This is a genomic window from Nocardia australiensis, from assembly GCF_020733705.1.
GTDB lineage: Bacteria > Actinomycetota > Actinomycetes > Mycobacteriales > Mycobacteriaceae > Nocardia > Nocardia australiensis.
This window is the reverse complement of the sequence record NZ_JAJFZM010000001.1, coordinates 2,983,164-3,005,935: the sequence shown is the minus strand read 5'-3', so window position 1 is coordinate 3,005,935 and position 22,772 is coordinate 2,983,164. Positions and strand designations below refer to the sequence as shown.

Below are 22,772 nucleotides of genomic sequence, written 5' to 3'. Positions count from 1 at the left end.
GGAATGATCCTAGCGACTCATTGGTTGACATGGACACCAAAGATTCAGGAGGATCACATGGCCGCCATCACCGTCCCCGACATCATGGTTCTGCCCCGCCTGCCCCGGCCGACCGAGCAAATGCGCACCCGGCCGCCACGCGGCATCATTACCGCACACAAGCAGCAGGAGGGCGCGGGCTTCGAAGTGCGCAGGCCGTTCCCGAGCATGGATCTACAGTCGGCCGACCCGTTCATCCTGCTCGACCAGATGGGACCGGTCGCCTACGAGCCGTACGAGGCCAAGGGCGCTCCATGGCATCCCCATCGCGGCTTCGAGACCGTGACCTACATGCTCGACGGCACCATGGTGCACCACGATTCCAACGGCGGCGGCGGCACCATCAGCGAGGGCGACACCCAGTGGATGACAGCCGGATCCGGCATCCTGCACGACGAATTGCCGCCGGAAGAGCTGGTGATTTCCGGTGGCTGGTTCCACGGCATTCAGCTCTGGGTCAACCTGCCGCGCGCGCTCAAAATGGCCACGCCCCGCTATCAGGATTTGCGTGGCACCGAATTGACCCTGGTCAGTTCGCATGACGGCGGTGCGCTGGTACGAATCATCGCGGGCGATATCGGCGGATTCGAGGGCCCCGGCTCGACCCACACGCCGATCGCCTACGCGCATGCGTCGATCAGTCCGGGTGGGCAGCTGGAAACCCCTTGGCCACAACAGTTTACAGCAATGGCCTACGTGCTGTCCGGAAGCGGCACGGTCGGCGCCGACCGCAGGCCGATCGCAGAGGGACAGCTCGCGGTCTTCGGCCCGGGCGACGCGATCACCGTTTCCGCCGATGCGCGACAACACAATCCAACCGGCGAGCTGGAAGTACTGCTGCTCGGTGGCCGGCAGATCAACGAACCCGTCGTACAGTACGGACCGTTCGTCATGAATACGCGCGCCGAAATCATCCAAGCCGTCGAGGATTTCCAGGCCGGGCGGATGGGCAACATCCCGGCCGAACACGTGGCAGGCAAGCGATTGGGCGAGTAGTCGTGATGCTGCGCCCAGGGGCCCGGTTGACATTTGAGCGGGCCGTCACAACAGTGGGTGCGGCGTCTCATCCTTTGGGCGCCACTCCACCGCAGCAGACACATTGAGGAATACATGAACGTTCGCCGGCTCATCGTCAGCGCTGCCGCCGCGGGACTGACACTCCTTGCGGCGCCCACCGCTCTGGCCGCCGCCCCCACCGGATCCGCAGGAACCGGCTCTTCCGCCATCGACACCGGCTCGGCCGCGACCGGTTCGGCCGGTATGTCGCAGACCGGGTCGGCGGGTGGCGCCTTCGCCAACTGTGACGACGCCCGCGCGGCCGGTCGGGCTCCACTGTTCCGCGGGGAACCGGGTTACGCACCCTATCTGGACCCCGACGGCGATGGTTTCGCCTGCCCGACGGTCTGATCGCCAGGCCGAGTTACTCGCGCAAAAGAAAAACACCCGGTGTGGCCAGACCACACCGGGTGTTTTCGTCTCCGATCAGCGGAAGATCTTGAACAGCACCAATCCGACGGCCACCGCGCCCGCACCGATCAGGCTGTACTTCACCTTCGGCTCGTTCAGCTTCGCAAGCACCAGGTGCTTGGTGTCCTCAGCGATCCGCTGCGGATCTGCCCGCACCGCGAGTTCGTCGAGCGTGCTCGCCAACCGCGTGCGCGCGGTCTCGATCTCCCGCTCGATCCGCTCGGTATCCCTAGCCACGTATATCCTCCTGTGTCCGATGTGCCGCGCCGCGAGTCACCCAGGGCTCGCGCACGAGTCTAACGAGCTACTTACTGTCGGGACGTTCGGTTACCGTGCAAGACGTGACCGACAAACATCGACTCTCCCCCGGTGATCCCGCCCCCGACTTCACTCTGCCCGACGCGGACGGCAAAGACGTATCGCTGTCGGACTATCGGGGCCGGAAGGTGATCGTCTACTTCTACCCTGCCGCAAGCACCCCGGGCTGCACCAAACAGGCCTGCGATTTCCGCGACAACCTCGCCGAACTGGCGGGGGCGGGCATCGAGGTGGTCGGCATCTCGCCGGACAAACCGGCCAAGCTCGCCAAATTCCGTGACGCGGAGAAGCTCACCTTCCCGCTGCTGTCGGATCCCGACCGCACTACGCTGACCGCGTGGGGCGCGTTCGGCGAGAAGACGATGTACGGCAAGACCGTCGTCGGCGTCATCCGCTCCACCTTCCTGGTGGACGAGGCGGGCAAGATCGAAGTCGCCCAATACAACGTGCGTGCCACCGGTCACGTCGCCAAGCTGCGCCGCGACCTGTCGATCTAGGCCCGAGACGGGTGTGTCAACCGTTCGCGCGCTGGTCGGCGTAATAATCACGGATCGCGGACAGTCTCGATCGCGAGAATCTGCCCGGTTCACTGTCGTATACGGCCCGGCCGTCGGGTGAGGTGAAGGCCGAAGCGGCTACCGCGTCCGCACCCGGCGGTATGAACTTCAGCACCTCCTCGACGGCAGCCAGCGCGGTAGCCAGGGCATGCCGGGCCGAACGTATGGCTTGTTCGTCGAGCCCCTTGGTATCGAGCGGTGCCTGTTTCGCGGCGACATCCGAATACCACAGCCAGACACCGGGATCCATGAGCTGCGAGGGCTCGTCGCCGCCGAACCGCACGCCATCGCCATGGGGCGGCGGTACCTCGTCGGGCAGCTGGAATTCGTAGACTCGCTCGACGTCGCAGCGTGGGCAACGGCCGGTGTAGCGACTGGCGAGCACGTCACCGACGTAGACCACCGAGCTACGGAACTCGCACCGGCTTTCCCCACACTGCCTGCACAGTTGTAGCTTCAGAAACAAATGCGCTTCGGCATTCGTGCGCGCCAGCGGCAAGCCATTCGACATCGTGCGATCCTCCCCTGCGACAACGGGACGCTCGACCTCGTTCACAGCCTACGCGCCCACTCGGCGGGCTCTACAGTAGTGTTGGCAGCGCTACCGATATCGCTCGCGTGCCTGGAGGATTCGATGTGGGAGGAACATTTCTACCAATTGTCGATTACGGCAGCGCGCCAAAACGGTCTGATCACCGCGGCGCAAGCCAAACGGGCGGGCGTGGATGACGTAATGCTCGGCCGTTTCACGGAATTCGGCCTCATCCGCGAGCTCGACTGGTCCGTCTACCAGATTTCGGGAAGCTCCTACGGCCCGAGGTTCGCCTATCCCTACGCGGCTTGGCTCGCGATTTCACCCGAGACATACCGTTGGGAGCGATCGGCCAACCTGCACGAGGACGCGGTGTTGTCGCACGAATCCGCTTGCGCCCTCATGGGTCTCGGTGCCGTGAAATCAACCGGCGTCCGATTCACCGCACCGGTGGAACGTACCGCGCCACGGGCGGTGCGTATCACCGTCGCGCCGTTGACCCCCGACGAGGTCGGGATTCACGAAGGCGTGCCGGTTACGACACCGCACCGCATCATTCTCGACCTCGTCGCGGAATGGACCGCGCGAGACGACATCAGCCGAGTCTTCAGCGATGCCGTCCGGCGAGACCTGGTGAATCTGCGCACCCTGTTCGAGGATCTGGCATATATCGCCGACGAGTACGGCCTGCCGACCGGTGGGGTGCATTTCGTCGACTATTTCATGCCGGATTTGCGTCCGGAGTCGTTGTCGCCGCGAAATCTGCGCACCTACGCCGAACTGATGTATCCCGAGAAGATTGCCGAGGTCCGACCACAGGTCGATCAAATTCTGCTCGAATTGCGTGACGGCTCACCGGATTCGGCCGCACCCGGCAATCAGCGGATCAGCGCGGATATCGCTGCCGAGATCATCGGGCGAGCCCGCGGAGCGCACCGACACTGACCCGCTGCCGGTCACGCAGGCCCTGGTACCTCACTTCGCCCAGCCGACGATCCGGGTGGCGGATTCCGGAACACCCCGGTGCCGTATTCGGGCCAAGCCGCGCGAACCCGGCCGTCGGGCCGAACGATCACGGTCATCGTCACACCGTCGCGCGCGCCGATGACGTTCCAATACCCGTTGGCCTGGAACAGCGCCCGGTCCGGCGCGGCGGCGATCTCCTTGATGTACGAAACGACGGTGTCGTCGTCCCAGCGCTCGGGGAACTCCGTCTTGCCCGGCGCGCCCGTTCCGTAGCGGTGCCCACCACCGGTATCACCATCCAAGATGTGCGTGAGGTAGTAGTCGGGCACCGAAAGCCGGTCCAGCTGTGGGAATTTGGAATGCGTCGCCGCTCCCGGCGCCTCCCACGCCGAACCGCCGGGCGGCGCGTCGTACGGCTCGATCCGGAAGATCGGATTGCGCGCGACCACACGGTCGATCGCTTCGTGCAGATGCTCGAGCTCCGAGGGCTCCAGCCGGAAGGCCGACAGATCCTTCGCGGCCTGATCACGCAATCCCGCGGCGTCGAAGGTCTCCGCGAGCGCATCGGCAACGGCCCCGGCACGCGCCGGTGGGTCGGCGGCGTAGGCAGTGGCAATCCGGTTCGCGGTATGGGCGGGCGCCTCGTGTTCGGTGTACAACGTGAAGTAAGGGTGCACGATCGAGGGGCCGTGATAGGTTTCGTCGGCCGTATATCCCGGCTCGACAACGCCTTTCAGTGCCAACCGGATGGCATCCCACTTGGTGGCGATCTGTTCGGGCGTGGTCGCCTCGGTGTGCAGCCAGCGATTCAATTGGTCCGCGTACCGTCGGCTGTTGTTCCAGTCCCGATCGCTCCACGGCTGCCACTGCTCACTCTTGAGTTCCGCGGACCGCCCCAGCCGCTGCGACCAGCGGTCCAACTCGCCGGTCTCGATCAGGCTCAGGATTCGGCTTGCGGTGACCGAGACCTTGGCAGGCCGATAGACCGCGACGGGTTGACCGCGCCGATTCGCCGGATCGGGCAGGTCCGGTCCGACGGGGACGCGTTCGATCGTGTTGAGCGGCGCTCGCCGTTGCTCACCCTCGGGATGGAACTGCGTTCTCGGCGCGCCGGTGTCGCGATCGTAGACGGGGTTGCCGTGGCCGTCGGTCACTGCGACGTGGTGGCCGTACTCCCAAGGTTCGGAGTAGTGCATCCACCGGTTCGCCTTGTTGCCACCGTATTCCGTCGCCGAGGTGTACGCCGTCGGGACGCCGAGAACCGTCGGCGTCTCCAACGCCCCGCTCTCCATACCGATCTGCACCACATTGCGCTCACTGGTCAGCCGGTGGAAGAACAGTGCTTGCTCGGCACGCGTCAGACCTTCCGGCTCCCAGAACTTGACGAGTGTTTTCGTATCGACAACGTCCAATAGCCCGGCGTTTTCCCACTCATCGCGCAGTTCGGGCCTGCCTTCGAAGAGATTGTCACCGACGAGCACGATCCGCCGGTCCGGTTGCTTAGCACCGAGATATTCGACCAGCAGACGAACATGCTGCGGCCTGGTATCCAGCTCGGCTCCGCGCTGCCCGAACGGCCGCGAGTCACGGACCCACACCAGCGTGTACTTCTTCGCACCCGCATTGCCGCCCTCGTGTGCGTCGAACAGTCGATCGAGGACCGATCTCACACGCGCACTGTGGCTTTCCGCAGTCTCTCCCTCGCCGAGTATGGCGTCGACGATGGCCTGACGCGTTTCGATGGGATGGTCGCGGATCTCACTGAGCGTGAACAGGTGCGCGCGCTGCCAGCGCGACGAGGTGTAGGTGGGGTCGCGGCCCTCCTCGCCGCGCACCACCTGGATACGGCTGGGATCGATGCCGTAGTCCGCGATGAGGCGATCCCGGATCCGCAGCGCCGATCGCAGTGGCTCGGCCTGCAGTCCGAGCAGGTCCCTGACCATCTCGGCATGCGGGATGTTCTGGGTCTCCAGGCCACGCGACCAGCGCGAAAATGCCACGGCATTGCCCTGATCGGCCCGCATACCTTCGGGAAGCTCGCCGAGATAGCCGATGTGGGATTGGTGGGCGTCGGACCGGTTCGCGTCGAACGATCGAACGGACTGGTAGGCGATTTCGACCGTGGTCCCCCGGTCGGCGATCAGCGCCAAGCTATGGATGTATTCCTCACCGCTTTGGTGCGAGTAGAAGCGGAGGTGTTTGTTATCCATGCTCGATATTTCCGCGGGTGCCTCACCGACCGCTATCAGCTCTTTTTTTACCGCGAAAACCTTGTCCTCGACGGACTTCGTGTTATCGGCCGCGAGTCGGTCGAGGAAGGCATCCAGGCTACGGGCCGGGTTCGCGTGTCCCGCAAGCGCGTCCAGCTTCGCAATTCGTCGCGGTCCGACGACGACCGGCGATGGCGGACCTTCACCAGTGCCCTCGATGATGCGAACACCTTCCGGCTCCGCCGGGGTCTTGGTTGCCTCGACATCTGCGGCGAGTACCTCCGAGTGTGCACCAGGAGCCTCGACGCTGGAGGTCGAATCACTTGCGGGCATGTCATTTTCGACGACCCAGCGCCGCTGCTGGGGATCCCACTGCCCGTGTAACGGCTCGCGGCTGAACAGCGGCGAGAGAAATTCGTCCGCTAGGGGCAAAGCCTCCTGCAGCGTGCGGAACGGAAGCGCGTCGGTCGCTTTGAGATGCTCACCGAACCAGTGCGCCCAATCCTGGTTGGGCAGTTCGAACCGCTCGGGCACCGGCACCATGACTCCAGTGCTCTGCCGCCAGGCGATCTCCTTGCGCAGATAGTTCTGCATCGTTTCGCCGTCGAACGACGAATGTTGCGCAAGCACAAGCACATCGGCCAGGTCCTGCGGACGATACGGCAGCTCGCTTCCGGCCTTCTGGCAGGCCCACTTGCCGATAGACTCCTTGAATACACAGTCGTTGCAGTTCGGGGGCTTCTCGTTCCGGTATCCGTAGGTGTACATTCCGGCGACCTTGTGCGCCAACGCATCCTGGACCGAAAGCAGGCGCAGCCGCGGTTCGAGTCCCATGCTGTCGGTGCGGAAAATCTGCTCCGGAAAAGGCAGGATCTCCGGGGCGGCGTGCATCGGGATTTCACGCTCGCCGTTGAGGTCGATGCCGAACGTCATCACTTCTCGGTCACCGATGAAGGCTTTATGGAACAAGCGGACGCCCCCGCTGTCGAGATCCAACCTGGCATCCGGGACCAATTCGAATCTCAGGTAGTCGCCGTGGTCACGCTCGAGTGCCGCGTAATAGTCGCGGGCCATCGTCTCCCGGTCGCCGCCGTCGATCCGGACCAGATCGATATCCGTGCTCGGACGAGCATCAGGGATGCGGGCCAGCATCGATTGCCCGCCCTTGAGTACCCAGACGTCCGGGTTGTCGGTGAAAATACGCGACAACACACGCTGCAGCGTGAACTGCTGAACCTCCTCGAGGGCGCCACGGCCGGTGCCTTCGCACGCCACCTTCGCCGCGTCGAGCAGCTCATTGTAGAACCCGATCACCGCACGCGTGTCGGAGAAATCCGTCGGCACCCGGCCGTCATCGAGACCGAATTCAGCGATGGGTTGCTGGTCCAACGAGTGCGGGTCGACACCGGACTGCTCCGGCGTACTGAGTAGCGGATCGCGCTCGAGCCCGGATTTCAGCCGACCGGCCAGTTCCGGACTGTGCCCGGCGAGCAACGCCCATCGATCGGCGGACTCCGGGCCGAGCCGCAGGCCCAGACGTCTCATCAGATCCGCGAGATCGCTACGCCGCCCGAATAATTCGGCTGCCCGCGCCGAATCGAACATGGCGTGGCTGAGCTGCCCGTCGAGCACCCTCAACTCCGCGAAGCGGCCACCGAGGTGCGATGTCATCACCGATGGTCGCTCAGTGGTCGGGTCGGTCAGCACCAACGGATCCTCGGCCAGCCGTATCTCTTCCAGCTCGTGCGCGACCGCCCGTGCCACATCCCCGTCCCGCGCCCGCGGCGAGATCTGCACGTCATATCCGCCATCCTCGCGCTGCGCGAATTCGGCGACCTTGTTCTCCAGTGCGTGCTCGGCGACCCGGATATTGATCCTGCGGCCGTCTTCCATGACGAAGGCTTTTTCCTCGGGAACCCACGGCATCCGGTCGGCGGTGATCAATTGCAGATTGTTGTCGATCTCGCGCCGCACGGTCGCGTCGTTGAGATCCTCGATACCCCGGCGCGAGTCACCACGAAACTCATCGACATTGCTCGCGGCACCGGAATTTCGGTCACCGGCGCCGACGAGGTCACGCTCGGAGCCCGGCTCGGGCGCAAGACCCGCACCATGGGATTCGGGCTCGACGGGCGTACCGAGCTGCTGCGCTCCGAGCTCGGCCGGGTTGAGCGGTACGGGTTTATCTTGTTGTCCAGCAACGAGATTCGAGTCGCCTTTGCCAACTGCTTCGCCGCTCACCCCGGCCAGGGGCACCGGCTTCGCAGCCGAGCTCGGCTGCACGTCGGTCGAGGTGCCCCGCAACCCGGGACCCCGTTGCGGCCCTACGGGTCTCGGTCCTTTTTCCACGGGAGGCGCCGACTTCGGGCCGCCGTCGACCGGAGCGACTGCGGTGCCGCGATCGGCGGGTGCCGGCCTGGCACCGGAATCGGTGGTCCGAGCAGACGATTCCGCGCCAGTTCCGGTGGTGCCGGTGTCGGGACGCACCGTGCTGCCGTCGAACGGCGTGCGCTCATGCCATTCCGTAAGAATGCCCTTCAGCGCGGCAACATGCACGTCGCTGTACTGGTCGCCCTTGCCGCCCTGGTTTGCCTCCGCCTTGACCTCGGAAGCCCGTTTGAACAAGCCCTCCGCACGATCATGTTCGCGCCCCGGATCGAACTTGTCGGGGTGGACGTTCTTGCTGACTTCGCGGAAGAGCTGCTTACCCTCGCTCATACTGTCCGGTGTGACGACCCCCGGATTCTTCGAGTGGGCACCGGCTGTCGAAGTACCGGGCGACTCCGCGCTCATCGTCGGCGCCGGTTGCGGCCGGGCACCGGCGCGCACGCCATGCATCCCGCCGAGGGCCGCACCGGCGCCGATCATCTGCCACTGCAGCTTCGTATCGACCTTGCTCATGTCGACGTGCCCGGTGCGTACCCACTGATCGGCGATCTGGTATCCGATACCGGCTCCGTACATGCCGAAACCGCCTGCGGCACCACCGGTCACGCCGCTGATCAGCCCCCGCAACGCCGGAGTCAGCCTCGATCCGAGCAGACGCTGCACACCCATGCCGACCGGCGCGCCGACCAACCCGCCCGCCGCCCACTGGACGCCGGTGCTCAAGGTCTGCGCGAGATCGAATCCGTCGTCCCGATGGCCGGCCAGGATCTGCCCGGCCTGAATCGTGAAATCGAGCCCGGCCCCCGCCCCGCCCATTTTCAGTCCGGCAATCGCGATCTGCTTGAGATAGGGCTTCAACGTATTTTTCAGGCCGACCTTGCCTGCCTCCAGTGCCAGCCTGCCGAGCCCCTCCTCGGCGGCGCGGCCGACAGCGACCCGCCCAGTACCGAGCGCCAGCGGCACTGCCGCCGGCCCCCACGGCAATGACGCGAGCAATTGATAGACGGCATAGACCGTGATGCCCGCGAAGGTGGCTTCCATGATCTTGGTGTGCTCGAGATCGGTTCCGCCCTTGCGGACGTAGCGGCCGAGTTCTTGCAGCGCCTGCGCGGTCTGCTGGATCGAATGCTCGCCGCTGAACAGCTTATCGAACTCTCGCTTTGCCTCGACGGCTCCGTCACCGGTATAGAACTTCTGCGTCGCGTCGGTGACCTGCCGCAGCTGCGGCTCCGCCTTCACCAGGGCATCCGCAGCCGCCTTCCAGGCGTCGCCGAGATCGAACAGGTCATCCTCGTCGCCATCCGGATAGGCCATGCCGAAATTGAGGGCCGTGAGAATGTCCGACGGAATCCATTCCCATAGTGCCGTAATCTTCGACATCAGCTACCCCGGCCACGCGAATTCCGCACCCTACCAACCCGACTCGGTGACATCGGAATCGGCATTCGCGCCCAGCTGGACATGATCCACCGGTACCACGTCGGTGAACTCCATGGCTCCATCGATCTCATCGGCGTCCGCGACCGCCACCTTGGTGCGTGCGGCAGGCGGCGCGGTCGACGCTTCCGGGGGTGTCGGGAAGCTGTCCTGCACGTCGGGCATGCCGGGAATGAACTCCGACAGCCGCGGCAGGCGCGACTGGTCCTTGCGCAGCCCATCGATGATCGCGGTTGTTTTGCGCTTCATCTGTATGGCGGCGTCCTGGGCGGCGGTGGTGACAGCTCGCGCGATCTCCTCGTAGGTCAAGTCTCCGATACCGGAACCGAAACGAGTCTGAATGACGACACCGTCGGCATTGACGACGACGGTCACCCGTTTGCCGGCCGCGGAGGCGGTCGCGGTCAGCTTGGCGTGCTCCTGCTGCGCCTGCGCAATCGATGCGATGCCCGCCTGGACGGATTCCATCAGGTCCGTCAAGCGCTCACGCGCCGCGTCGTTCGTCATATAGTTGTCCCCTACTCCCCTGACGCACTGTGCTGAGACCTCCCGAGCGACCGGGCGCTATGTCTCGAAGTCGGTTCGGTTCGCGTCCTCCATCCGATCGAGCTCCTTGGCCGCATCGTGCAGCCCGGTCGAATACGACTTCAGCAGAGCGATTTTGGATTCGACCGCGGAGATGAGGTTCGCGTCCGACTTTTCGTAACCCTCGCCACCGGCGAAGTTCTTTCCGAAGTCGTCGCTACCCCACTTCCCCCAATGCTTGGCCCGCGCCGCGCGCAACGTTGTCAGAATGTCCTGCACATGACCGGCGGCATCGTCCAGATCACCGGCGACACTACGCAATTTCGGCGCGAGCGCCTTCACCTCGTCAGCCATCCCCGTGTCCTCGATCCCATCCCGATGAGCTTTGTCCGATCATCGCACGAACGATCCTCGACGGATAGACAAAGACTTTCTCCTATCCTCAATACCAGTGACACCTGGTTTCAGCCAGGTGGCCTGCGTGTGCGGTGGCGCGGATCCGTTGCGGCACATCCTTACTTCTCGAATGATCGGATGAACTGTTCACAACCGTCCAGCAGCCGGTCGAGGCCGAATCGCAGGTCGGTCTCCCGCCAGCTGACCTCGTCGAGGTCGACGGCTTGTTCGGACATGGCGCCGCGTCGATGACCTGATCCAGCGTCAGTCCGCGCTTCGGCCCGCGGGGTCCGGCTCCGTCGAGCCTCCACATCAGCGCGAACGACTTGGGCACCGCGGCGGCGTCCGGCGTTTCCATCGGTGTCGATCCTGCCTGTCGCTGCCTCTTGGCCCCCGTTCTAAAACTGCGTACTGTCTGAAAAATGTTTATGTCATATACGGTTTAGAACCGAGAACCTGCCGTGTCGTGACTGGCCGCAGCGCTATGGTCGGCACCACGAACGATTGGTGCGGGTCATGAAAAGTGACAGAACCAGAACACGCAAACCCCGTGCGCGTATCGAGTACGTGCCGATACCGCTAGCCTGGATACGTGGATGTACGCACGGAGGCCAGGTCGAACCGACGTCTGGACCCTGCGTTGGACCTGCAGGACGACCCACAGGAGCTCATGCCCCGGCGTCGACCGACGCAGGAACGCAGCAAACGAAAGTTCGACGCACTGTTGCAGGCGTCCCGCGAACTGCTCGTCGAGGTCGGATTCGAATCGTTCACCTGTGAAGAGGTCGCGGCGCGTGCCGAGGTGCCGATCGGCACGCTCTACCAGTTCTTCGCCAACAAATACGTCATCGTCTGCGAGCTGAATCGCCAAGATCTCGTTGCCGTTTCGCAGGAACTGGCCGACTTCCACGGCGAAGTCCCGTCATTGGACTGGTTGCGGCACATGAACCAGTTCGTCGACCATATGGCCAACCTCTGGATGACCGACCCGTCCCGGCGCGAGGTCTGGCTGGCGATGCAGTCCACGCCGTCGACGCGGGCCACCGGCGCGATCCATGAGAAGGAATTCGCCGAGGTTATCTCGCGGATGCTGCGGCCGCTGACCCCGCGCACCCCACGGGCGCGGCGTTCCATGATGGCCGAGGTGCTCGTGCACGTCGTGTATTCGATGCTGAACTTCTCGGTCCAGGACGAACAGAGCCACGAAGAGGCTGTTGCCGAGCTGAAGCGACTGATGGTCGCCTACCTGCTGGTCGCCGAAAAAGAATCCCGCAGCGCAAGCGGCTCGCCCGCCTCCCCCGCCTCTCCGAGTAGTTAGCGGACAAGTCAGGGGCGCGAAATTCAGCGTTGCGGGCCGGCTGAGGTTCCCCCGCTTGACCGGAGAGCGTGATGTTCCCCGGGTTTCGTAGGGTCGGGATACTGGACTTCAGGCCACGGTTGGATGGATGACTGCATCATCTCGTACTCGATCGGAGATCGCATACCGAGGGCCGAATGACGGCGTCGACGGTTGTGGAAGATCTCCAGGTATTCGAAGATCGCCTTGGCCAGCTCGATTCTGGTTCTCCACCGTTGCCGGTTCAGTAGCTCGGTTTGCATTCTGCCCCAAAAGGATTCGATGACGGCGTTGTCGTAGCAGTCGCCGATCGAGCCCATCGACGGCACCAGCCCGGACTTGCGGGCCCTGTCGGTGAAGGCCCCGGATGTGAATTGAGCAGGTTCAACGGGTCAATGCAACGGTGCTGGTGAAGGGCTTTGGGTTCGTGGCGAGGGTTGGGCGTCCGGGGATGTCGGATGCGATGAAGGACGATTGTGGCGGCGGTGGCGGTCCGGTGAATCGATCAGCGTGATTTCTCGTGCGCTGAGCATGCCGCCAGGGTCGGTGTTCACGGTGCTCGAGCATCATGGCGGGATCGCACCGGCGGTGCGCGTCGCTCGCGCGGGCCAGCTCACAGGGCAAGAACGCGAGACGATTTCCCGTGGCATCAGCGCTGGTCAGTCGTTCCGCACGATCGCCGCGAGCCTGGGTCGTCCGGCATCCACCGTCAGCCGGGAAGTCGAACGTACGGCGGCCGAACCGAATACCGTGCGCTCGCGGCGCAGATGCGTGCCGACGATCAGCGCCGCCGCCCGAAACAGCCTCTCCTGGACCGCAACGATGTGCTGCGCGAGTTGGTGGTCGGTGGAACCACCAGCCAGATCGCCACCCTCGTCGATCGCAAGACCCGTTATCTGACGGCCGTGCAACTGGCCGACCGGCGCACCGAAACGGTCGTCGGGGCGCTCATCGATCGATTCGCGATGACAGATCCGGCACTGCGTCGCACCTGACGTGGGATCGCGGAATGGAACTGGCGGATCTTCAAATACTCAGTGCTGCAACAGGTATCGACGTGTTCTTCGCCGCGCCACGCAGTCCTTGGCAACGCGGAACGAACGAGAACACGAACAAGCTGCTACGCCAATACCTACCGAAGGGCACCAACCTCAGCGCCTACAGCCAGACCGAACTCGACGCGATCGCCGGAGGTTTGACGCCGTGGAGCCGCGCCGTCCCGGCGAATGGGTAACCGTTGTCGGTTTACCTGCTCGTTGCGGCGTCGTCGAGCGGTGAGGATTCGTCTGAAGCTCTTGGGAGCAGCCGGTTTCTGGAGCTCTCGAGGTGATTGCTCATAGCGCGAACAGCAGCCTTGTTGTCGCCTGCAGCAATCGCTTGCACCACGGCAGAATGCTCGTCCAAGGTGTGGGTGCCGGCGGAGGCGTCATAGCTCAGCCGGAAGGCATGAAGGTGAAAGTGCGTGCGCTCGATTGCCTGCGAAATCAAGCTGTTCCCTGCAATTTCCAGGATCAGTGCGTGCAGTCGGGCGTCGTGGGCGCTGAACCGCTTGTAGGAGTCGTAGTCGCTCCGGACAGGTGCCACCGTGCAGCTGGCGAGTTCGGCGTGCAGGGAATCGATTTCGGCTTGGGTGGCCTTGACCGCGGCTCGGCCTGCGGAATAGGGCTCCAACCTGAGCCGGAGCTCATAGAGTTCCTCCAGCTGCCGTCGCCCCAGCATCTCCGCCGTGCTGTACCCCTTCAAATGGACTTTGGTCACGAGGCCGTCGGATTCCAGTCGTGCGAGGGCCTCCCGCACGGGTGTCGCGGAGACATCCAGTTGGTGCGCGATCTGGTCGATGTTGATTCTCGTGCCCGGCCGGAGCTCGTCGCGCAGGATCATGCCGGTGATGCGTTCATACGCGTTATTGCTGACCATGCGGCCCTTCCTGCTGATCATCGCTTCACGCCGCCGCTCGAAGGTGTGTGGTCATTGGTAGTCCGGGGCTCTCGCCCCTTTCCCCTTTCAATGTGAGTGAACCTGCGTGCGGTTTCCCGCACAGTCTTACCGTTGATCTTCTCGACGGGGTTTACGCTGCCCTCGGGGAGCGGGATGATGCCGCGCAGCCGGTGCAGGCCGTCCGACCACACCCGTGTGCTTACGCACCTGTTCTCACGCCTCCTACAGGACGGATCCGAAAACTGACGCCGGAGCAGGGCTCCCCAGAGCAGGGCTCTCTGGACGTGACCTTCGCCATGCCATGACCGGCTCGCCTGCTCCGTTGTAAATCTCATGAGGCTGCAGTGTTCGGTTCATGCTGCGGTCCGCACGCTTGCCACCTCCGAACAGGCATTCGACACCCCGCTCAGTCGGCCACCTCTCGACGACGAACCCCGGCATGCTCCCGGCGTTCCGGTGCCTACCGGAACAGGACTTCCACCCACAAGCCAGCTTTCAGGACGCAACACGACAGCATTCTATGGCGGCGAATCAACCTATCGGCTCGCCAGGTCAACTCAACAAAGGTTGTCAAATCATATAGTATATGATTCTATGTGACGCATGGCATACCCTGCACCGTCATCGGCTGAGGTCAGCAGTCCAACTCCCGGCATCAAGATCGTCCACGCGGAGGCCTATCTCATAGACATCGAGGCGGAAACCGTCCGAACCGACGCCGTTCAGGCATTTCTGAAGCAAGAGACCCTGTTCGTCGAGCTCCGCACCTCGGACGGACAGACGGGACGCGGTTACGGCTACACGATCGGAACGGGCGGCCGGGCAGTGCTGGCCATGCTTCGCGAACACCTTATTCCCCAGCTTCTCGGTATGGACTGCCGAAATCCCGAGGCAGTATGGCGTACCCTCTTCAACTCGTCCCGAGCCACCAGCGTCGGAGTGATCACCTCGCTCGCACTGGCGGCCGTCGACACAGCCATCTGGGACCTCAACTGCCGGCGCACCGAAACCCCGCTGTGGCGCGCGGCAGGTGGATACCACCAGACAATTCCGCTCTATGACACCGAAGGCGGTTGGCTGCAGCTCAGCACCGAAGAACTGGTCGCTGAGGCACTGAATTCCCAGTCGAAGGGCTGGCGGGGAGTCAAGATCAAGGTCGGAAAGCCCAGTCTTGCAGAGGATCTCGCCAGACTGCACGCCGTTCGCGACGCCGTTGGACCGGAGCTGGACATCATGGTCGACGCGAATCAGTCGATGACGGGGGCCGAGGCGATCCGACGCGCCGCCGCATTCGAATCGGTCAGTCTGAGCTGGTTCGAGGAGCCGCTTCCCGCGGACGATGTGAGTGGGCACGCACGTGTAGCCGGCTCAACCAGCATCCCGATCGCAGTCGGCGAGTCGATCTATTCACTCGGACATTTCCGCGAATACCTCCAATACGGGGCCGCAGATATCATCCAAGTCGACGCCTCCCGGATCGGCGGCATCACGCCGTGGCTGAAGACCGCCCACCTCGCCGAGGCGTTCAATGTGGCCGTCAGCCCGCATTTCCTCATGGAACTGCACGTCAGCCTCGTGGCCGCGATTCCCAACGGGCAATACCTCGAACACATCCCCCAACTGCGATCAGTGACCCGAACCGAGATCGAGGTGCGCGACGGCCACGCCGTTGCTCCGGATACCCCCGGAATCGGGATCGATTGGGACACAGACGCAATCGACGATCGCCGGGTCGCCTGACCACAACCCGTTCCGCAACCCGGCATGAACTGCCGATGCCAACATAAGGATCGAACAATGTCCGAAACCGACACGATCGGGCCACCCGAGGCCGGCGACACGAACGACCGGCGAGAAACCATACGAGTGGCAGCCGCCTCCCTGGTGGGGTCTGCCCTCGAGTGGTACGACTTCTACCTTTATGGCACCGCGGCCGCACTGGTCTTCAACCGCATCATCTTCGTCAACGCCAACCCCGCCGTTGCCACCATGGCCGCATTCGCCACCTTCGCCGTCGGATACTTCATCCGCCCCCTCGGCGGCCTGATCTTCGGTCGATTGGGCGATGTGGTGGGCCGCAAGAACGTCCTGATCATCACGCTGCTCGTGATGGGAACGTCGACCGCACTGATGGCATTCATCCCGACCTACGCGCAGGTGGGCATCTGGTCACCGATCATCTTGATCATCCTGCGCGCGATTCAAGGAATCGGCGCCGGCGCCGAATTCGGCGGCGCCGCAATCCTGTCCGTCGAGCACGCGAACCCACGGGCCAGAGGGTTACAGGGTGCATGGCCGGCCGTCGGCGTGTACCTCGGTCTGCTCATGGCCTCTGCCACGTTCGCCCTGATCACCCAACTGCCGCAGGAACAGTTCCTGGCCTGGGGCTGGCGCATCCCGTTCGCGGCCAGCGTCGTCGTCATCGCAGTCGCGGTCTTCATCCGCCTGCGCCTGAGTGAGAGCCCGGCATTTCTCGAGGCGAAAGAAGAAGAGGAGAAGAAGGCGATACCTGTCGCCCCCCTCAAAGATGTGTTCCGCTTCGAGTGGAAGAGCATGGTCACCCTGATCGGGATGCAGACACCGCAGAACGTCGTGGCCTACATCAACCTCACCTTCATCGCCGCCTACCTGACCGGCACCCTCAAATTGGCCAACACCATCGGCCCCGTCGCCGTGGCAGTGGCGACCGGAACCACCATGGTGACCCTGCCGCTGTTCGGTGCACTGTCCGACCGCATCGGACGCAAGCCCGTCATCCTGTTCGGCATCGGCTTCTCCGCCGTCTTCGTCTATCCCTACTTCTGGATCATCGACAACACACGATCAACCCTCGGCGTCACACTGGCCGTGGTGGCCAGCGTCGGAATCGGTGTGGGAGCGATGTTCGGCCCTCAAGGCGCGTACTTCTCCGAACTCTTCACGAGCCGATCCCGGTTCACCGGGCTGGCCTTCAGCCGCGAGGTCGCCAGCGCCCTGTCCGGCGGATTGACCCCGCTCATTGCCGTCGCACTCGTAGCGGCCGCATCGGGCAGCCCCCGGCTCGTCGCCCTCTACGTGATCGCCGCCTGCGCAATCGGTTTCCTTGCCACACTCGTCGGACCCGAAACGCGGGGACGAAGCTTGCGCACCACCTCCCGGACCGAACTCGAGAAATCCTCCGGTTCGTTCACCGACTAACGCACCCCGCCCCCAACACCGAAAGGAAGAGAAGTAGTGAAGATCGGACGTTTAGGTACTCCGGGGCAGGAGATTCCCGTTGTCTGCGCCCACGACACAAACGGGCTGGAACGCGTCTACGACGCTTCCGGCGTGACTGCAGACATTTCCGGTGCATTCCTTGCGAGCGGTGGCATCGCCGAGCTCCGTTCCGCGCTCGCTGCCGACACCCTGCCGCTGCTGCCCGACACCGCCGCGTACCGCAGAGGGTGCCCGATTGCCCGGCCCGGCAACGTCGTTTGTGTCGGCATGAACTATGCCGCGCATGCTGTCGAGTCCGGTGCCGAACCTCCCACCACCCCCGTGATTTTCCTCAAGCCGAGCAACACCGTTTCGGGTCCCGATGACAAGGCCCCCATCCCGCCGTTGAGCGACCGGTACGACTGGGAGGTGGAACTGGGCATTGTCCTTCACAGTGAAGCCAGCTATCTGGCCACGACGGAGGAGGCGATGTCCGCCATTGCCGGCTATGTGCTCGCCAACGACCTCTCCGAGCGCGGCTACCAGTTATCTGGAGCGGGCGGGCAGTGGACGAAGGGCAAGTCGCTTCCCCAATCGACCCCGCTCGGTCCGTGGCTGGTACCCGCAGACGAACTGAACGCAGGAGATCTCCGGCTGCGCACATGGGTCAACGGCGAGCTGCGCCAAGATTCCAGTACTGCGGACTTGATCTTCGACGTTGCCACCGTGGTCCATCACGTGAGCCAATACATGGTGCTCGAGCCCGGCGACGTGATCCTGACCGGAACTCCGCAAGGCGTTGCCCTCTCCGGACGCTTCCCCTACCTCCAGGAGGGTGACATCGTCGAACTGGAGATCGACGGACTGGGCCGCCAGCGTCAGGAATACTACCGAACCGTATTGCCCGCCGCCGCGACCGATGTCGTGGAGGCCTCATGAGCAAGGAGATGGCAGACCTCGTGGCGGTGGTCACCGGCGGCGCATCGGGGATCGGCGCAGCCATCGCTGCGACATTGCAACGCCGTGGCGCCACCGTTGTGGTGCTCGACCTCACCCCCTCGGATGTGCCCGACGGACAGGTCCAGGTGGTCTGCGATGTGTCCGACGATGATTCGGTCCAGGCAGCCATCGACGTTGTCATCGCGTCGTTCGGCCGACTGGACATTCTGATCAACAACGCGGGCATCGGTGCAGTGGGGACCGTCGAGGACAACGACGACAACGAGTGGCACCGTGTGTGGGATGTCAACGTCGTCGGCATCGTCCGAGTCAGCCGTCGGGCGCTGCCTCACCTGCGCAAGTCTCCGGCGGCCGCGATCGTCAACACCTGCTCCATCGCAGCCACAGCAGGTCTGCCGCAGCGCGCGTTGTACAGCGCGACCAAGGGAGCCGTTCTGTCGCTGACCCAGGCGATGGCGGCGGACCACATCAGGGACAGAGTCCGGGTGAACTGCGTCAATCCGGGCACCGTAGACACACCTTGGGTCGGGCGGCTGCTGGACTCGGCCGAGGACCCCGCAGCCGAACGTGCCGCTCTGAACGGCCGCCAACCACACGGCCGCCTGGTCAGCGCGGACGAGGTGGCAGGCGCCGTCGCATATCTCGCCAGCCCCCTCTCCGGTTCGACCACCGGGACCTCGATCGCGGTGGACGGGGGAATGCAGTCCCTCCGGCTGCGACCGGAGACAGTAGACCCAACCTTCCGTTGACCCACGTCACGAGCCGAACACGATCGGTCGAGGCTAGGTCCTGACGAAACTGATTGAGGATGTTTCGAGCCGACCCGCGGATCGTGACCGCATTGAGGGACGGATTCCCGTGCGGAAGCTCGGTACGCCCGCAGAAATTCCCACCTGGACACCCCATAGAAACCGGCACCTTCGGAGGAATATCAACGTATGCGTATCGCGCTCTTCGCCACATGTCTGGTGGATGCACTTTTCCCCAAATCGGCCCAGGCGACGGTGTCCCTACTCGAACGGCTCGGCCATCAGGTCGTGTTTCCATCAGGCCAAACTTGTTGTGGCCAAATGCATACAAATACCGGCTATCTAAGAGAAGCCGCACCGCTGGTACGACACCACGTCGAAGTCTTCGAGCAATCCAACTGGGACGTAATCGTCGCCCCGTCCGGTTCGTGTGTCGGATCCATCCGACATCAGCACGCGATGGTTGCTCGGCGCGCCGGCGACGAGGATTTGGCTGGGCGTGTCGAAGCCATCGCCTCGCGCACGTACGAGCTGTCTGAACTTCTGGTCGATGTTCTAGGCACCACGGATGTTGGTGCCTACTATCCGCACCGGGTCACCTACCACCTCACCTGCCATTCGCTACGCATGCTACGCGTTGATGAAAAGCCACTCGATCTTTTGCGAAACGTACGTGGGATAACACTTGTCGAGTTACCTGCAGCGGATTCGTGCTGCGGATTCGGCGGAACGTTCGCGCTGAAGAACTCCGATACGTCGACCGCAATGCTGTCGGACAAGATGGGGCACGTCCTGTCCACCGGAGCGGAAATCTGCAGTGCGAGCGACTCTTCGTGTCTGATGCACATAGGTGGTGGGCTCTCCCGCCTGCGCTCGGGCGTCCGAACGGTTCACCTTGCAGAAATACTTGCGAGCACGGAAGGCGCAGTGTGACGATATTTCTCGGTTCACCCTCTTTTACACCGACGCCCGGCCTGGGTAACCTCCGCGGCACACATAGGTTTCCCGACGCCGCGCACAAGGAACTGCAGAACACGCAGATGCGGCGCAATGTCGGCGCTGCCACCAAGGCGATCCGCGAGAAACGGTTGAACTCTATCTCAGAATGCGCTGACTGGGAAGAACTCAGAGCCGCGGGCAGTGCTCTGAAAGCCGATGTGATGGCCCGGCTTCCAGAGTTGCTCGAAGAATTCGAAGCGAACGTCACTGCCCGAGGAGGAGTGGTTCACTGGGCGCGTGACGGCGACGAAGCAAACCGGATCATTACCGATCTCGTTCATGCGACCGGTAGCGACGAGGTTGTCAAGGTCAAGTCCATGGCCACACAAGAGATCGGGTTGAACGATTACCTCGAGAACGAGGGAATTGCAGCCGTCGAAACCGACCTCGCGGAACTCATCGTCCAACTCGGCGAGGACAAACCGAGCCACATCCTGGTGCCCGCGATTCACCGCAACCGTGCGGAGATTCGCGATATATTCCTGCGGAGGATGCCGGAGATCGACGCAAACATCACCGACGAACCACGGGCACTAGCGATGGCCGCGCGTGAACATCTCCGTCGTAAGTTCCTGACTACAAGGGTCGCAATTAGCGGCGCAAATTTCGGTGTCGCTGAGACTGGCACCCTGGCTGTTGTCGAATCGGAAGGCAACGGTCGTATGTGCCTGACGCTTCCCGACACTCTTATCACGTTGATGGGCATCGAAAAATTGGTGCCGAAGTTCAGGGACCTGGATGTATTCATGCAACTGCTTCCGCGATCGTCGACAGCCGAGCGTATGAATCCGTACAGCTCGATGTGGACCGGCGTGCATCCTGGCGACGGCCCGCGGAACTTTCACCTCGTCTTGCTAGACAATGGCCGTACGAATGTCCTCGCCGACGATGTCGGACGCGCTGCGCTACATTGCATTCGGTGCAGCGCCTGCCTGAACGTGTGTCCAGTGTACGAACGGACCGGCGGGCACGCTTACGGCTCCGTGTACCCCGGCCCGATCGGTGCGATCCTGAGCCCGCAGCTCACCGGATCTACCGGACGTCGTGATCCGAATGCATCTCTGCCATATGCGTCGTCGTTGTGCGGAGCCTGTTTCGACGCCTGCCCCGTCCGCATCGACATACCATCGATACTCGTTCATCTACGAGCGAAACAAGTCGACTCGGAACGCGGCGGAATTCCTGGTGGGCAGGTAATCGCGATGCGAGCCGCTGGCTGGGCAATGAATTCGTCGAAGCGATTCGGTATGGCAGAGAAAGCAGCCGGCATCGCCAGATTGCTTTCGAACAGAGACGGTAATCTCACGTCGTTACCGTGGCCGGGGTCTTTGTGGACCATGAGCCGCGACATGCCGGAACCACCGAAGGAAACCTTCAGACAGTGGTGGGCCCGAACTCGTGGGAGCGTCGAATAATGAGCGGGCGTAGCGAGATTCTCGAACGCATCCGTCGCGCAACCGGGAGTTCGCCGGCGACGGTGCCGGTTCCCCGTGACTACGACAGAGCTGGATCCGACGGCCCCGCAGATGTCGCACGGTTCGCGGCTGCTGTTGACGACTACCGTGCACAAGTGTTCCGAATCAAACGTAAAGAAATAGCGACGACGGTGCGGAGCCTCTTAGCGGCCGATGCGCGCATAGTCATTCCGTCGGACCTGCCCGCCGAATGGCTACCGGCTGTAGACGTATTGATAGACAACAACTTGCCGGTCTCACTGCTCGACGAAGTCGATGCCGTGGTAACTGGTTGCGCGGTCGGCATCGCGGCTACCGGAACAATCGTGCTCGATGCTGGCGTCGCACAAGGGCGCCGCGTGCTTACCCTCGTTCCCGATCATCATATTTGTATCGTTTTCGCGGATCAACTGGTCGAAACAGTGCCGCAGGCGTTCATGGTTCTCGATCCGAGGCGACCACTCACGTTCATCAGCGGTCCAAGCGCGACCAGCGACATAGAACTGAACCGTGTCGAAGGAGTGCATGGTCCTCGCGTTCTGGACGTCCTGATTGTGGAATGAGATGCACAGAATCTCAATGGTGCATTCCGTGAAGGACAATCGCGACGACAGTTTCCTGTTGTGACCTGACCTCGGTCAATTTAAGCGTGTCATCAAACCCGCCATTTAATGGCTGACGTCAACCAACGGCACCCAACGCTACCAACCCTTGACAACGACACCCCTCTCACGCTAGCTCGATGCGAGTACATGGAGTTACCCGTGTGCTTGCGAAATCAGGTGCTGCGTCGCCCGCGACGCAAACGCGGTATACGCGAACGCGAAATACCTGGGCGGGTGCTGATGGCACCTGCCCAGGCATTTCGATTGTCTTGTCCGGTCAGCTGTTGGCTTCGCGGCCTTCGATGAGGTCGGCCAGTTCGCCGGGGTCTTCTAGGACGACCATGGCGGCGGCGGTGTCGCCGTCGTGGGTCAGTGATAGGTGAACTCTTACGCGGGGTAGGAATTCGGCGGCCAGGCCGTGCAGCTTGATGCTCGGCCTGCCCCACGCGTCGTTGACCACCTCGATGAGCGGATAGGGATTGTCACCGATTTGCGGGCGGCGGGCGAACCGAGACGTTGCCCAAGCCTTGAGCACCGCCTCCTTCGCCGCCCACCGCACCGCGTAACTACGGGCCGGGTCGGTGCCCTTGCTCTGACAGTAGCGCCGCTCACCCGCGGTGAAACTCTCACGCACCATGGTTGTTCCGGACCGTTGCAGCTGTTCGGAGAACTCGGAGATGGTCACCAAGTCCAGCCCGATTCCAAGGATCGTCACGGGG

General features: G+C 63.2%; 21 protein-coding genes and 1 pseudogene. 14 read left to right on the top strand and 8 right to left on the bottom strand.

Translation table 11 applies throughout. The features are described from left to right. The first annotated feature begins 57 nt into the window (after positions 1-57). Entirely contained in the window at positions 58-1,035 is a 978-nt protein-coding gene (locus LKE06_RS13600; RefSeq protein ID WP_227998994.1) for a pirin family protein, read from the top strand. Positions 1,036-1,149: 114 nt separating this feature from the next. Continuing rightward, positions 1,150-1,446: an excalibur calcium-binding domain-containing protein gene (locus LKE06_RS13595; protein WP_227998993.1), complete on the top strand. Its 297-nt coding sequence runs from the start codon at positions 1,150-1,152 to the stop codon at positions 1,444-1,446. Positions 1,447-1,521: 75 nt separating this feature from the next. Here LKE06_RS13595 and LKE06_RS13590 read toward each other — a convergent pair whose 3' ends face one another. After that, on the bottom strand, positions 1,522-1,743 hold the full coding sequence (locus LKE06_RS13590) for a DUF3618 domain-containing protein (RefSeq protein WP_227998992.1): 222 nt from the start codon (positions 1,741-1,743) through the stop codon (positions 1,522-1,524). Positions 1,744-1,847: 104 nt separating this feature from the next. Between LKE06_RS13590 and bcp the strand changes: the two genes are divergently transcribed. Further along, positions 1,848-2,321 (top strand): thioredoxin-dependent thiol peroxidase, encoded by a 474-nt coding sequence (bcp, locus tag LKE06_RS13585; protein ID WP_227998991.1) that lies wholly within the window; start codon positions 1,848-1,850, stop codon positions 2,319-2,321. Positions 2,322-2,337: 16 nt separating this feature from the next. Here the strand turns inward: bcp and LKE06_RS13580 are convergent, their stop codons facing one another. Further along, positions 2,338-2,892: a hypothetical protein gene (locus tag LKE06_RS13580; protein ID WP_227998990.1), complete on the bottom strand. Its 555-nt coding sequence runs from the start codon at positions 2,890-2,892 to the stop codon at positions 2,338-2,340. A gap of 123 nt (positions 2,893-3,015) precedes the next feature. Here LKE06_RS13580 and LKE06_RS13575 point away from each other — a divergent pair, with 123 nt between their 5' ends. Then, positions 3,016-3,858, top strand: coding sequence for a type IV toxin-antitoxin system AbiEi family antitoxin domain-containing protein (locus LKE06_RS13575; protein WP_227998989.1), 843 nt, complete (start codon positions 3,016-3,018; stop codon positions 3,856-3,858). A gap of 11 nt (positions 3,859-3,869) precedes the next feature. Here LKE06_RS13575 and LKE06_RS13570 read toward each other — a convergent pair whose 3' ends face one another. The 3 genes from LKE06_RS13570 to LKE06_RS13560 are packed head-to-tail and all read right to left on the bottom strand — an operon-like array spanning position 3,870 to position 10,793. Further along, positions 3,870-9,857: a nucleotidyl transferase AbiEii/AbiGii toxin family protein gene (locus LKE06_RS13570; protein ID WP_227998988.1), complete on the bottom strand. Its 5,988-nt coding sequence runs from the start codon at positions 9,855-9,857 to the stop codon at positions 3,870-3,872. 30 nt (positions 9,858-9,887) lie between these two features. Continuing rightward, positions 9,888-10,421 carry a YbaB/EbfC family nucleoid-associated protein gene (locus LKE06_RS13565; RefSeq protein WP_227998987.1) on the bottom strand — a complete coding sequence of 178 codons (534 nt, stop codon included), beginning with the start codon at positions 10,419-10,421 and terminating at the stop codon, positions 9,888-9,890. 57 nt (positions 10,422-10,478) lie between these two features. Then, positions 10,479-10,793 carry a hypothetical protein gene (locus LKE06_RS13560; protein WP_227998986.1) on the bottom strand — a complete coding sequence of 105 codons (315 nt, stop codon included), beginning with the start codon at positions 10,791-10,793 and terminating at the stop codon, positions 10,479-10,481. A gap of 712 nt (positions 10,794-11,505) precedes the next feature. Here LKE06_RS13560 and LKE06_RS13555 point away from each other — a divergent pair. Next, complete coding sequence (locus LKE06_RS13555; RefSeq protein WP_227999435.1) at positions 11,506-12,153, top strand: TetR/AcrR family transcriptional regulator; 648 nt, start codon at positions 11,506-11,508, stop codon at positions 12,151-12,153. Between the two features lie 23 nt (positions 12,154-12,176). Here LKE06_RS13555 and LKE06_RS33150 read toward each other — a convergent pair whose 3' ends face one another. Next, positions 12,177-12,491, bottom strand: a complete 315-nt coding sequence (locus LKE06_RS33150; RefSeq protein WP_227998985.1) for an integrase core domain-containing protein — start codon at positions 12,489-12,491, stop codon at positions 12,177-12,179. A gap of 211 nt (positions 12,492-12,702) precedes the next feature. On the opposite strand from LKE06_RS33150, the gene LKE06_RS33445 reads away from it, so the two are divergent. Next, positions 12,703-13,071, top strand: a complete 369-nt coding sequence (locus LKE06_RS33445) for a helix-turn-helix domain-containing protein (protein WP_227999434.1) — start codon at positions 12,703-12,705, stop codon at positions 13,069-13,071. A gap of 91 nt (positions 13,072-13,162) precedes the next feature. Beyond that, positions 13,163-13,360 (top strand): annotated as a pseudogene (locus tag LKE06_RS13540) (IS30 family transposase); the annotation flags it as partial. Between the two features lie 56 nt (positions 13,361-13,416). On the opposite strand, the gene LKE06_RS13535 reads toward LKE06_RS13540, so the two are convergent. Further along, the gene (locus LKE06_RS13535) at positions 13,417-14,088 is read right to left on the bottom strand and encodes a GntR family transcriptional regulator (RefSeq protein WP_227998984.1); all 672 of its coding nucleotides are present in this window, start codon (positions 14,086-14,088) and stop codon (positions 13,417-13,419) included. Between the two features lie 624 nt (positions 14,089-14,712). On the opposite strand from LKE06_RS13535, the gene LKE06_RS13530 reads away from it, so the two are divergent. The 7 genes from LKE06_RS13530 to LKE06_RS13500 all read left to right on the top strand — a co-directional run bounded on the left by LKE06_RS13530 (position 14,713) and on the right by LKE06_RS13500 (position 22,011). Next, positions 14,713-15,849 carry a mandelate racemase/muconate lactonizing enzyme family protein gene (locus LKE06_RS13530; protein ID WP_227998983.1) on the top strand — a complete coding sequence of 379 codons (1,137 nt, stop codon included), beginning with the start codon at positions 14,713-14,715 and terminating at the stop codon, positions 15,847-15,849. 57 nt (positions 15,850-15,906) lie between these two features. Then, positions 15,907-17,286, top strand: coding sequence for an MFS transporter (locus LKE06_RS13525; RefSeq protein ID WP_227998982.1), 1,380 nt, complete (start codon positions 15,907-15,909; stop codon positions 17,284-17,286). A gap of 36 nt (positions 17,287-17,322) precedes the next feature. Then, on the top strand, positions 17,323-18,225 hold the full coding sequence (locus LKE06_RS13520) for a fumarylacetoacetate hydrolase family protein (protein ID WP_227998981.1): 903 nt from the start codon (positions 17,323-17,325) through the stop codon (positions 18,223-18,225). Continuing rightward, positions 18,222-18,995, top strand: a complete 774-nt coding sequence (locus tag LKE06_RS13515) for an SDR family NAD(P)-dependent oxidoreductase (protein ID WP_227998980.1) — start codon at positions 18,222-18,224, stop codon at positions 18,993-18,995. Before LKE06_RS13520 ends, LKE06_RS13515 begins: the two co-directional genes overlap by 4 nt. Positions 18,996-19,184: 189 nt before the next feature. Further along, positions 19,185-19,928 (top strand): (Fe-S)-binding protein, encoded by a 744-nt coding sequence (locus LKE06_RS13510; RefSeq protein WP_227998979.1) that lies wholly within the window; start codon positions 19,185-19,187, stop codon positions 19,926-19,928. Then, positions 19,925-21,409 (top strand): LutB/LldF family L-lactate oxidation iron-sulfur protein, encoded by a 1,485-nt coding sequence (locus LKE06_RS13505; protein ID WP_227998978.1) that lies wholly within the window; start codon positions 19,925-19,927, stop codon positions 21,407-21,409. The genes LKE06_RS13510 and LKE06_RS13505 overlap by 4 nt, the downstream gene beginning before the upstream one ends. Beyond that, a complete protein-coding gene (locus LKE06_RS13500) occupies positions 21,409-22,011 on the top strand; it encodes a LutC/YkgG family protein (RefSeq protein WP_227998977.1) in 603 nt (200 codons plus the stop codon). The genes LKE06_RS13505 and LKE06_RS13500 overlap by 1 nt, the downstream gene beginning before the upstream one ends. Before the next feature lie 319 nt (positions 22,012-22,330). Here LKE06_RS13500 and acpS read toward each other — a convergent pair whose 3' ends face one another. After that, on the bottom strand, positions 22,331-22,768 hold the full coding sequence (gene acpS, locus LKE06_RS13495; RefSeq protein WP_227998976.1) for a holo-ACP synthase AcpS: 438 nt from the start codon (positions 22,766-22,768) through the stop codon (positions 22,331-22,333). Positions 22,769-22,772: the final 4 nt, after the last annotated feature.

Bases quoted from the DNA above. Each gene is read 5' to 3' on its own strand.
- LKE06_RS13575 (WP_227998989.1), top strand. From the start codon at position 3,016: ATGTGGGAGGAACATTTCTACCAATTGTCGATTACGGCAGCGCGCCAA.
- LKE06_RS13535 (WP_227998984.1), bottom strand. From the start codon at position 14,088: ATGGTCAGCAATAACGCGTATGAACGCATCACCGGCATGATCCTGCGC.
- LKE06_RS13595 (WP_227998993.1), top strand. From the start codon at position 1,150: ATGAACGTTCGCCGGCTCATCGTCAGCGCTGCCGCCGCGGGACTGACA.
- LKE06_RS13530 (WP_227998983.1), top strand. From the start codon at position 14,713: ATGGCATACCCTGCACCGTCATCGGCTGAGGTCAGCAGTCCAACTCCC.
- LKE06_RS13580 (WP_227998990.1), bottom strand. From the start codon at position 2,892: ATGTCGAATGGCTTGCCGCTGGCGCGCACGAATGCCGAAGCGCATTTG.
- LKE06_RS33445 (WP_227999434.1), top strand. From the start codon at position 12,703: ATGCCGCCAGGGTCGGTGTTCACGGTGCTCGAGCATCATGGCGGGATC.
- LKE06_RS13515 (WP_227998980.1), top strand. From the start codon at position 18,222: ATGAGCAAGGAGATGGCAGACCTCGTGGCGGTGGTCACCGGCGGCGCA.
- LKE06_RS13525 (WP_227998982.1), top strand. From the start codon at position 15,907: ATGTCCGAAACCGACACGATCGGGCCACCCGAGGCCGGCGACACGAAC.
- LKE06_RS33150 (WP_227998985.1), bottom strand. From the start codon at position 12,491: ATGGGCTCGATCGGCGACTGCTACGACAACGCCGTCATCGAATCCTTT.
- LKE06_RS13570 (WP_227998988.1), bottom strand. From the start codon at position 9,857: ATGTCGAAGATTACGGCACTATGGGAATGGATTCCGTCGGACATTCTC.
- LKE06_RS13510 (WP_227998979.1), top strand. From the start codon at position 19,185: ATGCGTATCGCGCTCTTCGCCACATGTCTGGTGGATGCACTTTTCCCC.
- LKE06_RS13500 (WP_227998977.1), top strand. From the start codon at position 21,409: ATGAGCGGGCGTAGCGAGATTCTCGAACGCATCCGTCGCGCAACCGGG.
- LKE06_RS13565 (WP_227998987.1), bottom strand. From the start codon at position 10,421: ATGACGAACGACGCGGCGCGTGAGCGCTTGACGGACCTGATGGAATCC.
- LKE06_RS13560 (WP_227998986.1), bottom strand. From the start codon at position 10,793: ATGGCTGACGAGGTGAAGGCGCTCGCGCCGAAATTGCGTAGTGTCGCC.
- LKE06_RS13600 (WP_227998994.1), top strand. From the start codon at position 58: ATGGCCGCCATCACCGTCCCCGACATCATGGTTCTGCCCCGCCTGCCC.
- LKE06_RS13555 (WP_227999435.1), top strand. From the start codon at position 11,506: ATGCCCCGGCGTCGACCGACGCAGGAACGCAGCAAACGAAAGTTCGAC.